The organism is Flagellimonas pelagia, from assembly GCF_003584135.1.
GTDB classification, from domain to species: domain Bacteria; phylum Bacteroidota; class Bacteroidia; order Flavobacteriales; family Flavobacteriaceae; genus Flagellimonas; species Flagellimonas pelagia.
In genome coordinates this window covers 24,285-39,828 of the sequence record NZ_QXFI01000009.1, presented here as the reverse complement: position 1 = coordinate 39,828, position 15,544 = coordinate 24,285, and the positions used below count along the sequence as shown (strand labels likewise).

Genomic DNA, 15,544 nt, shown 5'->3' with positions numbered 1-15,544 from the left:
CCCCAAGCCAAGCATGACAGAGCAAGAGCCTTCCATTTGTGAGCAAAAAGTATACGAAAGGATTTTCCGGACCCATTATGAGGCCGTGACGCGATACATCTATTTTAAATGTGGTGACATACAACAAGCCGAGGATATTGTCCAGAATGTTTTTGTTAAGCTTTGGAAGCTATGTTCCTCAGTTTCCTTTTCCAAAGTGAAGGCTTACCTCTACCGGGCGGCCAACAATGCTTTCCTCAATGAAAAAGAACATGAAAAAATTGTATTGAAGCATTTAAAAAAGGTTTCCAATCCCGTGGATCATGAAAATCCGGAATACCTTATGCAAATGGAAGAGTTCCACGAAAAGCTGAAAAATGCCATTGCATCCCTTCCCCAAAAGGAGAGGGAAGTATATCTGTTGAGCCGGGTGGAGAAAAAAACCTATGCCGAAATCGCGGAGATTACCGGACTCGGTGTAAAGGCCATAGAACGAAGAATGAGTAAAGCCTTGTTACAATTACGTGATGTTTTGGGAAAAGAATTGAAATTTAAATAGGGTAAACAATAATATAACTGTCCTATAATCAAGAAGGTCAATGCCTATGGAAGAAAAATACGCCAATGAAGATTTTTTGGCCCGATGGCTGGCAGAGGAGCTGAGTGAAGAAGAGCTAGTCGGGTTCATGACATCCGATGTCTACAGACAACTTATGGCCATTGACGAAGAGGCTAGGAAATTGAACAGTCCAAAAATTGATGTGGAAAAGGCGTTGGCCCTGGTTACTGCAAAAAACAAACAGACCATAAAAGAAGAGCCCCTTATAAAACGTTTAAGGTGGCTTTCGGCGGCAGCGGCATCCATTGCATTACTTTTTGCAGGATACACTTATTTCTTTGGAAATGTAACCTACACCACGGGTATTGGCGAAAAAGAATCTGTCCTCCTTGCCGATGGCTCCCTAATTGAGATGAACGCAAATTCTTCCCTGTCCTATAAACGATTTGGCTGGGAAGAAGACCGTGCGGTGGATTTTGAGGGAGAGGCTTTTTTTGATGTCCGTTCCGGCAAGGATTTCAAGGTCAGGACGCAAAAGGGAACCATTTCAGTCTTGGGAACAAAGTTCAATGTAAGAGATCGTAAAGACCTAAAAATCCAATGTTATGAAGGCTCCATTGTATTTACCCCCGCAGACAAGGAACTCTCCCCTTCCCAACTTTCTGAAGGTATGGAAATATACTATGGAGACGGTAAAATAAACACCAAGGACTTTTCAGGGCAAGTACCCGATTGGAAGAATGGTTTTTCCAGTTTTTCGCGACAACCTTTCTCCAAGGTATTGGAGGAATTGGCACTGCAGTTTCCTGTCACCTTCAACATGGATTCCATTCAAACGGATCGTTTGTTCACAGGAAAATTCACGCACAATAATCTAGAAAACGCCCTTAAGACCACCATGGAACCCATGGGCATCAAATATCTCATTTCTGCAGACAAAAGAATTGTTACCTTGTCTGAATAAGAAATGAAGCACATTGTATTCGTATTGCTGTTGTTCATTTTGGGCATTGGTGCCTCCCATGCCCAAGAAAATCTATTCTACGGATTTGAGAACACTCCTTTGAAAGACCTCATCCAACAACTGGAAAAGGATTTGGGTCTCAGTTTTTCCTTTGCCGATGATGCCATTGAAGGCAAGAGTGTGACGGTGCAGGTAGAGGGAATATCCCTGAAGGAACTTTTAGCCGCCCTTGAAGCACAGACCGGACTGCATTTTGAAAAAATTGAAGGTCAGCCACAAGTGATCATTGCCCCCATCCCTACAACAAACAAAGTTTGTGTTTTTCTATTGGACCAAGAGACCCATTTACCCCTAACGGAAAATCAAGTGGTGATAGACTCCAGTTTTGTTATGGAAACTGATAGTAAGGGGGCCATCCTGTTTGAGGACACAGGAAAATCGGATTATCTGTTGGAAGTTTCAGGGTATGGTTCCGTGCACCTACAACCAACGGGAACATGTTCCTCCCTCTATCTCTCCCCAGTATACAAAGAACTCAAAGAAGTAGTGGTCACCTCATACATCACCACGGGGATAGACCGGAACCGCGACGGCTCCATCACTCTGACCCAAAAACCTTTGGGGCCTATCCCTGGACAGACCACACCGGACATCCTACAGAGTATACAAATGATCCCAGGGGTTTCCAGTTTGGACGAAACGGCATCGGGCATCCAAATTCACGGTGGGACCTCTGACCAGAATCTGGTGCTTTTTGATCATATACGGGTTTTTAATACAGGGTATCTGTACGGAATGCTTTCACGGTTCAATCCTTATGCCACCGAAAAGGCGACCATTTTCAAGACGGCTACAAGTGCCGTTTATGGGGATCGGGTATCAGGGGTCATCAACATCAGCACAGATGATAAAGTCGCTCAAAACATCTCGGGCGGCCTTGGGATCGATGGTTTGAGCGCGGACGGCTATATAAAAGTACCATTGTCACCAAGATCATCGGTATCCTTTTTTGCAAGGAGTTCCTATCTGGATGTATTTGAAGGGCCTACTTACGAAGCCTATGAAAGGAAAATCTTCAACAACACCGGCACCATTACCGATAGCGATGGTAATCCGTTGAACGTGAACACGGATGACGGCTACACCTATGAAAACAGTCAAAACGACTTTCGATTCTACGACCTGAACGCGAAGTATGTGTACCAACCTTCCCACAAGGACAAGGTTTCCGTGAGTGCCCTAATGACCAGAAACCGCACCCAATTTTCCTTTGCCCATGATGGGGAAACCAAAAAGGACTCCCTTACCACAGGAAATGGCGGGATCAGTGCCAACTGGACCCACCATACCTCACCTAACCAAACCGAAGAGATTACTGCCTATTTCTCATCCTATGACTCCTATTATCGCAATGAAGAGTTGTTTGGCGAATCGTTGGAGGAGACCAATATCAGAGGTAACCGGATCAGTGATTTTGGAGTAGAACTAAAATCGGACAGAACCTTAAAAAACAATGACCAATTGACCTTTGGCTACCAACTTTCCAACACGAATCTGGAAATTGACCTGAGTGCCGAATCCAATGCCGAACCGGAAAACAATATAAGTCTGCCTGTACATGAGAGTAATTTCAAAAATGTGGTCTTTGGGGAATATGCCTTAAAAAAGGAGAACTCGGGCATATTTAAAATAGGGCTAAGAGCGGTTCACTACGGTAGTTTGGCAAGGGTTTACCTGGAACCCCGATTGAACATGGAACTCCCGCTTTCAAAAGCCCTCAGGATAAGGGCAGGATTGGAAAGGCGAAACCAACCCATTTCACAGCTTATAGAATTTAACCAGACCGAACTCCGGTTGGACAACAACCTCTGGAGACTATCGGACGATGTTGAGTTTCCTTTATTGCAGAGCAAACAATTTTCGGCAGGGCTACTATTTGACAAGAATGGTTGGACCTTGGATGCAGAGGCCTATTATAAACGCCTTACGGGGCTTACCACTTATAGTCAGGGATTCACTCTGCCACAACCCAACCTCAGCGAGGGAAAAAGTCGCATTTTTGGGATGGACCTACTCCTGAAAAAGCGCATCGACAACTATCGGTTTTGGGCAGGGTATTCGTTCAACGACGTGAATTTCACTTTTGATGAGATACAGGAAGGCAGTTTCTCTGGAAACAACGACATTACCCATAATTTTAGGATCTCCAACAGCCTGCAACTGAACAACCTTCAATTTTCGTTGGGATGGCAATACCGAACGGGCGTACCGGTTACCCTCATCGAAAGTTATGATGAAGACACCGGAAGGGTCAATTTTGGGCCCTTGAATGCAGGGCGTTTACCTGATTTTCATCGATTGGATGCTTCTGCAATCTATGAGTTCGATTTGGATGGGAAAAACTCCCGAATGCAGATCGGTCTCTCGGCATTGAACATCTACAACAGGGTTGTCCCCCTGTCCATCGTGCATCGCACCTCCCAACAAAATGGTGAACTCCTCTTGGATCAGGTCATCTACCGACGTTCCCTAGGATTTACACCCAACATTACCTTTCGCCTATTTTTCAAGTAAGCTACTTAGCTACAGATATTGAAAAAACATTGTTACCTTCAGGTTTTGGCAACGAAACCAATTCCCATGAAAATCAAATACAACCAAACGGATAGGTCGATTGAAATCAAGGACAGTGTCAAAAATTCTCATTTTACCATGAAATTTTTGATGATCTTAAATTTGGCCAACGCCGTTCTGAATTTATCCGATGTTCCATCAAAAGGATTTGGATTCATTCAAATCCTTTGGGGCTTGATGGGAGCAACCTCCATTGCCTTTCTTTATTTCCTATTTTTCAAGAAATCTTCCTTGGAAAAAATACCGCTTGAGATGGTTCAAGGATTAAGGGAAAAAACATCGTTTGGCAAAAAGCGATTTTACATTGCCCTGAACAATGGAAAAAACAGGGATTTGATGGACTTGAAGACACAAGTGGAGTTTGATGCATTAAAAAAAGTATTTATTGAAAATGGTATTCCTAATTGATTGGAACATGACCGTTAAGAAAATCTTTATCAGTAAAGAAGCCAATCGTTATTAATTGGATTTTACACAATAAACCAAAATCAAATCAGATAAATTCAAAACAAGACTCCCTTCGTTTAAAATTACGGCCTTAGAGGAATCACACAAATTATTATGAAACATCAAAAAAACCAATACCCTAAGCCACCCTTCCAAAATATATTTGCATGATAAAAACCATTAAAGACTTTTTTACCGCCTACCAAGAAGCCGTATGGCAAAAGGACGCAACTGCTTTATTAAAACTATATCATGCCGATGTAATCCAATTTGATATGTGGGACAAAGGTTATTATCCTAACCTAGGGAAGTGGAGGCCCGGTATTGAAAATTGGTTGGATTCCTTGGGTGATGAAAAAGTGAAAGTGGACTTTGAAATGATAAAAATCCAACAATCAGAAACCATCGGGTTTGCTAGTGGGCTTATAAAATTTGAGGCGATTTCCCCGCAAGGATCTGTGCTAAGAAGTATGAAAAACAGAATTACTGTAGGGTTCTCCATAGGAACCCATGGATGGACAGTGGCCCACCAACATATATCCGCTCCCATTTCCTCAGAAAACCTCACTGCCATTTTAGACACATAAGAGAAGGTTGACACTCCCATGAAGGGCAGTGAAATATTCAAAAAGCCTAAACAAAAACCAACAAGCTTTAGTTTATCGCTTTTTAAGATCTACTGGACTTATAAAATATACCAATGTGAATACAATAAAAGAGTGCTAACATTCCGGTAAAGAGAAATACTGCATTTGAACCAGGGCCAAAACCCAAGAATCTTCCAATCAATAGCCTATTGATGGAGTAACAAACATCCATCCCTTTCGTCTTGAAGAAAACCCAAACTATGAAAAATGCCATCCTTACCAGTATTCTTGCCCTGTCATCCCTTCATATCTTTGGGCAATCAGCCACCAAATTCACAAAGGAAGCGGTTCGTGAAGATTTAAAATACCTTTATGAATCCTTAGAAGATGCACACTATAGCCTGTATGCGTATGTAACAAAACAAGATTTTGATTTGGCTTATGAAAGAGTCCAAAACTCCATAACCAAGGAATCGTTGAATTTGCTTGATGCCACGGTCCTTTTCCAGCAATTGATATCTATGGTCAACAACGGTCATACCGAAATCAGTTTCCCTGGACAATCATATGCCGAATACGCATATGCAGGGGGGACCCTTTTCCCTTTGGAAATCGCCTTTGAAAATAACCGGTCATTCATAAGAAAGAATTGGTCCGAAGATACCGGTATACATGCAGGTTCAGAGATTCTAGGTATAAACGGAGCATCCATGACTGAGATTCTCGCTAAGATATATCCACAAATTTCGGCTGAGCGCCAGTATTTCAAACATGCCAAAATAGAACTCTATTCATTTCCACGACTATATTGGCTAGTTTTTGGAAAACAGAATGATTTTGAGATTGAAATACTTTCGGATGGAGTGGTCAAAAAACACACCATTAAAGCGGTTGACGTCATTGAAGGTTTCGAAGCAAGACGCACCGAAGTACTCAATGCCGAAAAAATTTTAAAGTTCTATGGTCCGACAGCTTATTTAAATCCAGGGAATTTTTCGGGCGATGAGATCAAATACCAAGCGTTTATAGATTCCTCTTTTGTAAAAATAAAAGAGCATTACTGTAAAAACCTGATCATTGACCTCAGAAACAATGCTGGAGGAGATGATTCCTTCAGCGATTACCTAGTTTCTTATTTTGCCGACAAGCCATTTAAATGGAACTCCAATTTCGCCCTAAAAACCAGTAAATTTTTGAAAGAGCACACCAGAAAGCATAACGACACCACCTCCGTATACTGGCAAAATGTACTGAAGCATGAAGATGGTGAAATATATACCTACGATTTTGAGGCATATCTACCCCAACCTGAACAAAAACGATTTGCAGGCAAAGTATATGCTTTGGTCAACAGGCAATCGCACTCGCAATCGGCCGTAACTGCCGCCCAGATACAGGACTATGACTTTGGTGCCATTGTCGGGGAAGAAACCGGTGATTACCCTTCCCTGTATGCGTCAATATTTCAATATTTACTCCCAAATACAGGAATTCCCGTTACTGTTTCCAAAGGATATATCGTGCGGGTCAATGGAAGCACCAAGGAGGAGGGGGTTGTTCCCGATATTTTTATAAAGGATCATTTACTGGACGAAACTGACGAAATATTGGAAGGATTACTCAAAAAAATAGATGGAAAACCATAAATAAAAAGCGGTCATATCTTAAGATATGACCGCTTTTTTCTGTTGTGGGCGCTGAGGGATTCGAACCCCCGACCCCCTCGGTGTAAACGAGGTGCTCTGAACCAACTGAGCTAAGCGCCCATTCATTTTCTCGAATGGGAGTGCAAATATAAAATAGTTTTTGAATTCCAAAAAAGAAAAAATCAAAAAAGAGATAATTTATTTTTTTCTGCCATTGCACATAAAAACGAACGCCATGTTAATCGATCACTCTTTTCCTGAACCAAAGGTCTTCCAAGCTAAAATTAAGGGTGATCGTATGGTAATTTTCCTTCACCAAAATATTCTGTATCTGCCCTTTTGATCCATATGCATAGGATAGATTAATCACAGAATTGGTGGCAAAGCCAACGGGAAAACCGATACCGGCCGTTATCGTATAACCATCAATTTTGTTATCGTTGATGGCCAAATACCCATTGTCATAGTTAAAACCGGCCCGATAACGGATTCGCTGCCCATATTTAAATCCTTTGGGATCTCTCTGAAATTCCAATCCAAAAGCGTAGATATCTTGGTCCGAATAGGTCCCGATACTTTCAGATTGATTGGTAGCATCCCACAGATTTCTCTTATAATCTGCCGTCAATGTCAGTGACTCCTTGATCTTGGCACTAAAACCGAACCCCAACTCCAACGGCAACTTAAAATCGGATACATTATCCGCTTCCTCATCTTCCACAATAACTTCTGTACCATCCAAAGTTTTGTACACCGAGCGTGTCAGATGTCCGGTAAGGCTCACCGGGAGTTGTACCGTGCTTCCAAAAGTAAATGTATCCGTAATATCATATTGCATGCCCAGTCCCAATCGCAATCCACTATAATAGGTGGTCTCACTTAGCGAGAAATAGCTATTGCTTATCACAAAGGCTTCTGTCTCCTCAATATTCCCAAAAAGAAAGGATGCCCTGGCCCCTACCCGAAGATGATCTGTAATACCATATCCTAGGTTAAGACTAAGGTCATTGAGCCCTCCCAAACCGGACACGTTGCTTTCAAAAGTTTCGTTGGAACCCTCAATATTGCTCACCAGACCCAATAGTGTATATCCCACATCACTATAGGGAACCAAGGTTACCCCCGCACCCAACCGATCGGCCACCCGAAAGGCAAAGGCCAAGTTGGAGAAGTTCAGTGTGGTTTTTGCCTCATTGTCACCCCTGTTACTATAGTTATTGAATTCGCCCACCACACCGATATCATAAAAAAACGAGTTCTTAGGGACCAGGGAATAGTTGGAAGGGTTCAGGTTGTTTATATCGGTATCCGATTTTAATCCAATACCGGAATACCCCATACTGTTCGTCTTCCCTATACTGGTCTGGTTGATCACCCCCAACCCGTAAAGGGAATATGGGGAACTGGTCAATCCTTCGGATTGTGACATGGCCAAGGTATGTACCAGGATTACGCATAGTATGGGTAAAATTCTATTCATCATCTTCGTCATAAATTGCATATATAAGTTCCAACACCGTGCTATATTCAGAGCCATCCATACCAGTGAGCACAAAGCGGTCCACCGTAGAGTTGTAATTAGCCGGTAAAAGAATAAGGGCATCTTCGGTGTCCCTATCCGTAGTGAGCAATTCCTCCAAATAACTGCCCAAAGAAATCTCGTAGTAGATGTTGTTGAATTCCTCGTTATCCCGATTCAGAATACCATAGACCGGAGAAGAATCCCCTATCAACAATTGGGAAGTAAGGTCATTGTTCTGATCCACAATAAAAACCGATAAGGTATCGCGCAGGATCAAATTGTCGTCAAAAGTACCCGTTGCAGGTTTTATCTTGAGCACGGCATCCAAAAGAGTTCCCTGCCCTTTGATGTCATATAAGGTTTTTAGGTAGGGAATCTGAACACGGGTCGTGATTCCGATACCAGATTGCACAAAACTCAAATTATCCGCATCTGCGCTGCTCAAATTGATTTCTTTGTCTGTTAAGGTTTGAAGGGGGGCAATGGGATTTTCAGCGAGTATTTGGTTAAAAAAGGGCGTAGGATCTGAAGAAGCATCCAAATTGATATCCAAATAATCCTGCACACGTTCATCCTCTTCGGCAGTGCTAAAATATATCCGGATATAACTGGCTCCGGAAGTTTTTGAAAATCCAATCACGGAACCATTGTCATCATCTCCCGGAAGCAAGGCTATCCCCCTAAAATAATCCTTAAATTGATCCGAAGAGGTAATTTCCTTTTCCTGAAACTTGGTAAATAGATCGGTGCCCAATTCATCCACCAGCCGTATCTCCAAAGTATCGGAAGCCGAAGGACGTGGGGTATAAGCAAAAACCGCAAGATCATCCTCAAAATATTCTGCAACATCGGTATTGTAAATGTAATCGTCCTCTTTGGGTTTGAGGGTTTTGCTCAGTCGTTTTACCTTGATGGTATTGGTCTGGAGGGTATCATTGTAGTAATAAGAATCCAGTTTCAGGTATAAGGCTATACTGTCGTACTCCGCTTCGGAATCTATGCTGTAAGAAGAGGGCAGCATCCCCATATAACTAGAGGTTTTGATGGTCCCGAACACAGGATCGGTATATTTTCCGACCAAAATCCTAGTCGATTCGCTGGTAACAATACTATCAAATTTCATAGTGGAGGTCTCCACAGTCAGGGTATCCACCAGGACCACCCTTAGATTACTGTCTGTAAACGCTTCGCCCGCCAAAAAATCGGAGGTGTTGAGGTTATCCGAACTGCAAGACACCACCAACAACATAACGGTGATCGTAAGCCCTAAAAATCTTCCCATAATTTTTATTTGTCGCTAAAGTAGATGCAATGTAAACCCCTTAAAATGTCGATAGACCAACCCCTGTAGTTTTAGGACAAAGCCGACAAATTTCACGACCAAACCCCATGACCCGTTCATAGATCATTTCCCCAAGTTCATACGTTAAATCATGGACTTCATATATTCCCTTTCAACCCCTACCCGTTCAAAATTACCTTTGGCAAAAAATTAAATGACAGGCATGAAAAAAGCAGTACAGTTTTACAAACCGGTTTTCCTTTTTGCGCTATCCATTCTTTCCTTTTATAGTTGTTCCAACGATGACGATGATGAAGATCTAGGAAACTGGGTGGACCGCTCCGTTTTTGATGGAAGTCCTAGGAGCAGTGTATCCGGTTTTGTAATCGACAATATTGGGTATATGGGAGTAGGTTATGACGGTGATGACTATTTGAAGTCTTTTTGGTCCTACAATATGGAAGGGGATTACTGGTCTCAAAAAGCTGATTTTCCCGGAGTGCCCAGAAATGCTGCAGTCGGATTCCAAATCAACGGTACGGGTTATATTGGATCAGGTTATGATGGAGTGGACGAATTAAGTGATTTCTATGCCTACGATCCTTCCAGTAATGGTTGGTCACCCATCGCCTCGTTACCCGATACCAAAAGAAGAAGTGCCGTAGCCTTTGGCGCCAATGGTTATGGATATTTTGGAACTGGGTATGATGGCGAAAATGATCTAAAGGATTTTTGGAAATACGATCCCACTGCCGACACTTGGACCGAATTGGAAGGTTTTGGCGGAAACAAGAGAAGGTCCGCCACCACTTTTACCATAAACGGATTGGTCTATTTGGGGACCGGGGTTTCCAATGGGGTTTATTTGGATGATTTTTGGGCCTTTGACCCTACTACCGAAAGCTGGACCAAAAAATTGGATCTCGATGAGGAAGATGACTATGATGTTGCCCGAAGCAATGCCGTGGGATTTGAACTCAACGGATACGGATACATTGCCTGCGGAGAACAATCCGGTGCCACCAACACGGTTTGGGAATACGACCCATCCTCCGATACTTGGGAACAGAAGACAAGTTTTGAAGGCACCACCAGACAAGACGCAATTGCATTCTCAAATTCATCAAGGGCCTTTATTGGTATGGGCCGTACAGGAACCCTTTATCTGGATGATCTGGACGAGTTCTTCCCCTTTGATGAATATGATGACGAAGATTAATTTTTTAACTAGTCAGTTTTAGTTTGTGTTACGGGGCCAGGGGTAAAACCTTGGTCCCTTCCAGTTAAAGGTAAAGGGACATGTCATGAAGAACATCACAAAAATTGTTGCACCGATCCTCATACTTGGTCTGTTCTTATATGGAGTGACCCACTTTTCATTTGACGAGAAAATACAGGAACCCATACTGAGGAAAGAGGTCATCAAAGTACATAATGGCTATGGTTATCAAATCTTCAGTGGTGAAAAGCTATTGGTGCAACAGGAATTTATCCCCGCAGTCCGTGGAAACCAACCTTTTCAATCTGCAAAAGATGCCCGAAAAGTAGCCAATTTAGTCATCAAAAAAATCCAAGACCGAACCAGTCCACAGGTTTCCGTTGATGAACTCAAAGAATTGGAAATTGTATTTTCAGGTCAATAACACCCACCCATGACCCTTGAACGAAAGCACATACAGGTATTCCTTATCCATTTTTCCATTTGGGCCCTGTTTTATGGCTTCTTTCTATATCCGTTCTTTCTGCAATTAAGACAGGTTCCCCCAGACCTTCCGGTACGGCTGTTGCTTACCATAATCCTGTTCTACTCTAATTACTTTTTATTGGTCCCCAAGTTCCTGCTCAAAAAAAATACGTGGACCTATATACTAATATGTGTAGCCATTATCATCATAATAGGAGTCGTCATAAACATGAACTTTTCATTTGAACCCAAACCGCCTCCAGGTTTCAATAGAAATGAAGATTTCAGGGATGGTGGCTGGACCAGACAGGTATTCATGATGTTGAATCTCAGTACCCCTTTTTTCATAAGCGCACTACTCAGGGTTTATGTGGAATGGCGCAAAAATGAAGACCTTAGAAAAAAAGTAGAAAATGAAAAGGTAAGTTCGGAGCTTCAGTTTTTGAAGACCCAATTGAATCCCCATTTTTTGTTCAATTCCCTCAACGCTATTTATTCATTGTCCGTAAAGGGATCGTCCAATACTTCAGAGGCCATTATTTCCCTTTCTGAATTGATGCGTTACATGCTCTATGAGGCGGACAAAGACAAAGTGAAATTGGGGAAAGAACTGGAATACATCAAAAATTATGTGCAATTGCAGCGCTTAAGGCTCTCGGATAGTGCCAATGTTAAGTTAAAAATCTCCGGTGAAGAGCGGGGAAAGGAAGTTCCTCCCTTACTTTTCATATCTTTTATCGAAAATGCATTCAAGTACGGCACGGATTATAAAGGCAGAACATATGTGAACATTGGTCTGTTGATCAGTGAAAAGAACATTTACCTGCGGGTAGAGAACAAGATAGGAGCACATAGAAAGCAAACTAAAAACTCGGGTGTGGGATTGGAGAACATCAAAAACCGTTTACGGTTGTTATATCCCGACTCGCACAAGCTACAGATTACGGACAACGGAGAAACGTATGTGGTAGATTTGAACCTAAATTTGTAACAATAGGCAGCAACTAACCTAGTGACCCCATGAAGTGTATCATTATTGACGACGAGCCTTTGGCAATCGATGTTTTGATGGATTATTGCCAAAAATTGGATTTTGTGGAATTGGAAGGCACGTTCACCAATCCCTTGGAAGCCATTTCTGTGATCAAGGAGAAAAAAATCGACCTTATCTTCTGTGATATTGAAATGCCACAGATCAACGGTATCGATTTTATCACTTCGTTGGACAACACTCCCATGTTCATCTTTACAACGGCCTATTCACAATACGCCGTGGAAGGTTTCAACCTGAACGCCATAGACTATTTGGTAAAACCCATTCCGTACAACCGTTTCATAAAAGCCATTTCACGCGCCAAGGAAGTCATGGCCTATAAAAAAAACACTGTGAACGACAATGTTTTTCCTTCCCATGGGGAGGCAGCGACCGCTACGCCCAAATATATTTTTGTGAAAGCGGAATATGAAAGTGTGAAAATAAATCTGGACGAGATTGAATATATACAGGGGTTAAAGGATTATCTGAAAATCCATGTTACGGGTACCAATAAGGCCATTCTGACCCTAATGAGTTTCAAGGAAATTTTGGACAAACTCCCCAACCATCAATTTTTAAGGGTACATAAATCGTTTGTGGTGAACATCAGTTGCATCCGAACAGTACAGCGCAACCGGATTGTCATCAACGATGTGAGGATTCCCATCGGAGAAAGCTACAAATCCAGTTTTTTTCACATGTTAGGGCTGTAAAACAGCTTTGGTCAAACCACCTCGGCGACTACAAAGGTACTTCCCCCTACATAGATCATATCATCTTTTGCCGCGTTGGCCAGGGCCTCTTTCAAACCCTTTTTAACGGATTTATACGTTTTTCCCAGCAATCCTTCACTATCTGCCAATTTTTGCAAAATATCCACATCCATCCCGCGTGAGATGTCTGGGCGTACAAAATAATAGTGAGCATCCTTTGGAAAGAGAGCCAGTACACCCTTTACATCCTTATCACTCACAAATCCAAGCACAATATGCAGTTTCTCGAACGGCTGTTTAGCGATTTGCGAAATTACCCATTGCAGACCTTCTTTGTTATGTGCCGTATCGCAGACCACCAAAGGATTTTGTTGCAATATCTGCCACCTTCCCATGAGTCCTGTGTTCGCCACGACGTTCTTCAGTCCTTCCGAAATAGCCCTTTCGGGGACATCAAAATGTTCCAATTGTTTAATCGTGGCTACCACACCCCTCATATTGTTCTGTTGATAATCCCCCAACAAATCAGTGGTATATTCCAATTGGCCCAAAGTATCGGCAAAAACAATTTTGGACCGAAGCTGTCGGGCAATCAAGGTGAAGATGGTCTCCGTTTCGGGTTGGCGTTCACTGATTACTACAGGAATTCCAGATTTGATAATCCCTGCTTTTTCCAGAGCAATTTTTTCGAGGGTATCTCCCAAAATATGGGTATGGTCCAACCCAATGTTGGTGATCAGGGATACTTCTGGGGTTATGATATTGGTTGAATCGAGACGACCGCCCAATCCTACTTCCACAACGACAATATCTACCTGCTCCTTGGCAAAATAAGTAAAGGCCATCCCAACCGTCATTTCAAAAAAGGAAAGCTTGTGGTATTCCAAAAAAGTTTTGTGTTCGGCAATAAAATCCTTCACAAAACCTTTATCAACCATTTGGCCATTGATCTTGATGCGTTCCCTAAAATCCTTGAGATGTGGCGATGTGTAGAGCCCTACTTTGTAACCAGCTTCCTGAAGAATGGAGGCCATCATATGGCTACTGGATCCCTTGCCGTTGGTGCCCGCCACATGTATGCTCTTGAATTTTTGTTCCGGATTGCCCAAATAACTGGAAAAGTGGATGATATTATCCAATTTGGCATTCAGGGCTACGATACCTTTTTGTTGGTACATGGGGAGCTGGGAAAACATCCAGTCCAAGGTTTCCTTATAGGTCACTACTGCCCCAGTTTAAAGTTGATCACCACAAAACCTATTTGTTGGGCGGGTGCATTGGAATCAAGGTTCCATCGGTAAGTAAGTGCAGTTTTTTTCGCAGGATCCAGCAAACATGGAGCGTTATTAGTTGTCCCTTTAACCCCTGGCTGTGCATCGATGACCCTTCCACTCCTATCCACAACAATACGAACCACTACCCTACCTTCTTCATTGCATTCCTGTGGCACTTTACCACTGCCCTTCAAAGATCTGCCTTTCAGACCGTATCCACCGGTTCCGGTTCCGGTTCCGGGAGCTCCGTAGGATGTTGTGGCATAGGGGTCACCATCAGGTTGTCCTTTGTCCCCTGGTTTGTTATCGTCTCCCTCGCTTCCCGTAGTGGTCCCAACGGATTTACCAATACCACCGATCAAGGCATCGATATTCTTTTTCTTGGCTTCCTGTTCCTGGCGTTGCTTTTCCTCCGCATCCCTTTTTTCCTTGGCGATACGTTCCGCTTCTGCTTTGGCCTTTTCTGCAGCTTCATCCGCTTTTCGCTTGGCCTCTTGCTGTTGTTTGATCTTTATGGACTCCTCGTCATTGCTGGTCATCACCTTTTCCACAGGAGCCTCTTCGGCTACAGCTTCTTGCGGTTTTACAGGCTCCACCTGCTCCACAGGTTCGCTCACCACTTCTTTGGGTTCAGATTTGATTTTTTCCTTGGGTTGGACTTGTCCACTTCCAAAGTCCATGGTCCCAAAATTTACCGCAATACCGTTCTCAATGGGAGGGTCTAAATATGTAAGGCCTATGTAGAAAAGCAATAGCAGTAACCCGCTCAACAAAAGTGTTGTGAGCGTAAAGGATTTTTTCTTGTGTCTCGTATCTAAAAATGACATTATTTTGGCCGCACAGCCAAGATAACCTTGTAATTGTTCCTATTGGCAATATCCATCACATTGACCGCTTCTTTAATGGCCACGTTTTCCTCCGCCCTTAAGATGATAGTAGGCTTGTCTTGACCTTCAAGTGCCTTTTTTAGTTCAATTTCAATGTATTCCTTGTTGATTTGCTCGTTGTTCACAAAATATTTCAGGTCCTTGTTAATGGTGACCGATACATTCTGTGTATTGGTAGATTTCCCTTTTGCTTTTGGCAAAAGTAAATCCAAGGCATTTGGCGCATTGGAAGTCAACATGAAGAACACCAACAACAGAAACACAATATCTGTCATGGACGACATGCTGAACTCCGGGCTGATCTTGTTCCTTCCCTTTAGTTTCATAACT

Annotated in this window: 15 protein-coding genes and 1 tRNA gene; 10 read left to right on the top strand and 6 right to left on the bottom strand. The window is 42.7% G+C overall.

Going from position 1 to position 15,544, the window contains the following annotated elements:
* Positions 1-13: 13 nt before the first annotated feature.
* The 6 genes from D2V05_RS01955 to D2V05_RS01925 all read left to right on the top strand — a co-directional run bounded on the left by D2V05_RS01955 (position 14) and on the right by D2V05_RS01925 (position 6,816).
* The gene (locus D2V05_RS01955) at positions 14-538 is read left to right on the top strand and encodes an RNA polymerase sigma factor (RefSeq protein WP_119645914.1); all 525 of its coding nucleotides are present in this window, start codon (positions 14-16) and stop codon (positions 536-538) included.
* Between the two features lie 46 nt (positions 539-584).
* Positions 585-1,502, top strand: coding sequence for a FecR family protein (locus tag D2V05_RS01950; RefSeq protein WP_183114769.1), 918 nt, complete (start codon positions 585-587; stop codon positions 1,500-1,502).
* A 3-nt stretch (positions 1,503-1,505) separates the two neighbouring features.
* Positions 1,506-4,076 carry a TonB-dependent receptor plug domain-containing protein gene (locus D2V05_RS01945; RefSeq protein WP_119645912.1) on the top strand — a complete coding sequence of 857 codons (2,571 nt, stop codon included), beginning with the start codon at positions 1,506-1,508 and terminating at the stop codon, positions 4,074-4,076.
* A gap of 66 nt (positions 4,077-4,142) precedes the next feature.
* Positions 4,143-4,544 carry a hypothetical protein gene (locus D2V05_RS01940; RefSeq protein WP_119645911.1) on the top strand — a complete coding sequence of 134 codons (402 nt, stop codon included), beginning with the start codon at positions 4,143-4,145 and terminating at the stop codon, positions 4,542-4,544.
* A 206-nt stretch (positions 4,545-4,750) separates the two neighbouring features.
* Positions 4,751-5,170 (top strand): YybH family protein, encoded by a 420-nt coding sequence (locus D2V05_RS01935; RefSeq protein ID WP_220473529.1) that lies wholly within the window; start codon positions 4,751-4,753, stop codon positions 5,168-5,170.
* Positions 5,171-5,430: 260 nt separating this feature from the next.
* The gene (locus D2V05_RS01925) at positions 5,431-6,816 is read left to right on the top strand and encodes a S41 family peptidase (RefSeq protein ID WP_119645910.1); all 1,386 of its coding nucleotides are present in this window, start codon (positions 5,431-5,433) and stop codon (positions 6,814-6,816) included.
* Positions 6,817-6,861: 45 nt separating this feature from the next.
* Here D2V05_RS01925 and D2V05_RS01920 read toward each other — a convergent pair.
* From D2V05_RS01920 to D2V05_RS01910, 3 genes are all read right to left on the bottom strand, one after another.
* Positions 6,862-6,936: transfer RNA gene (locus D2V05_RS01920), tRNA-Val, on the bottom strand.
* A gap of 118 nt (positions 6,937-7,054) precedes the next feature.
* Positions 7,055-8,299 (bottom strand): BamG family beta-barrel-assembly machinery protein, encoded by a 1,245-nt coding sequence (locus D2V05_RS01915; protein ID WP_235855359.1) that lies wholly within the window; start codon positions 8,297-8,299, stop codon positions 7,055-7,057.
* Positions 8,289-9,620 carry a DUF4270 family protein gene (locus D2V05_RS01910; protein ID WP_119645908.1) on the bottom strand — a complete coding sequence of 444 codons (1,332 nt, stop codon included), beginning with the start codon at positions 9,618-9,620 and terminating at the stop codon, positions 8,289-8,291. The genes D2V05_RS01915 and D2V05_RS01910 overlap by 11 nt, the downstream gene beginning before the upstream one ends.
* Before the next feature lie 223 nt (positions 9,621-9,843).
* Here D2V05_RS01910 and D2V05_RS01905 point away from each other — a divergent pair, with 223 nt between their 5' ends.
* The 4 genes from D2V05_RS01905 to D2V05_RS01890 all read left to right on the top strand — a co-directional run bounded on the left by D2V05_RS01905 (position 9,844) and on the right by D2V05_RS01890 (position 13,053).
* Positions 9,844-10,839, top strand: a complete 996-nt coding sequence (locus D2V05_RS01905; protein ID WP_119645907.1) for a Kelch repeat-containing protein — start codon at positions 9,844-9,846, stop codon at positions 10,837-10,839.
* Positions 10,840-10,924: 85 nt separating this feature from the next.
* A complete protein-coding gene (locus D2V05_RS01900) occupies positions 10,925-11,263 on the top strand; it encodes a DUF4907 domain-containing protein (protein ID WP_119645906.1) in 339 nt (112 codons plus the stop codon).
* Between the two features lie 9 nt (positions 11,264-11,272).
* Positions 11,273-12,295: a sensor histidine kinase gene (locus D2V05_RS01895; RefSeq protein WP_119645905.1), complete on the top strand. Its 1,023-nt coding sequence runs from the start codon at positions 11,273-11,275 to the stop codon at positions 12,293-12,295.
* Between the two features lie 29 nt (positions 12,296-12,324).
* A complete protein-coding gene (locus D2V05_RS01890; protein WP_119645904.1) occupies positions 12,325-13,053 on the top strand; it encodes a LytR/AlgR family response regulator transcription factor in 729 nt (242 codons plus the stop codon).
* An 11-nt stretch (positions 13,054-13,064) separates the two neighbouring features.
* Here the strand turns inward: D2V05_RS01890 and D2V05_RS01885 are convergent, their stop codons facing one another.
* The 3 genes from D2V05_RS01885 to D2V05_RS01875 are packed head-to-tail and all read right to left on the bottom strand — an operon-like array spanning position 13,065 to position 15,540.
* The gene (locus D2V05_RS01885) at positions 13,065-14,276 is read right to left on the bottom strand and encodes a bifunctional folylpolyglutamate synthase/dihydrofolate synthase (RefSeq protein WP_119645903.1); all 1,212 of its coding nucleotides are present in this window, start codon (positions 14,274-14,276) and stop codon (positions 13,065-13,067) included.
* Entirely contained in the window at positions 14,276-15,154 is an 879-nt protein-coding gene (locus D2V05_RS01880; RefSeq protein ID WP_119645902.1) for an energy transducer TonB, read from the bottom strand. The genes D2V05_RS01885 and D2V05_RS01880 overlap by 1 nt, the downstream gene beginning before the upstream one ends.
* Complete coding sequence (locus D2V05_RS01875) at positions 15,154-15,540, bottom strand: ExbD/TolR family protein (RefSeq protein WP_119645901.1); 387 nt, start codon at positions 15,538-15,540, stop codon at positions 15,154-15,156. Before D2V05_RS01875 ends, D2V05_RS01880 begins: the two co-directional genes overlap by 1 nt.
* Positions 15,541-15,544 lie beyond the last annotated feature (4 nt).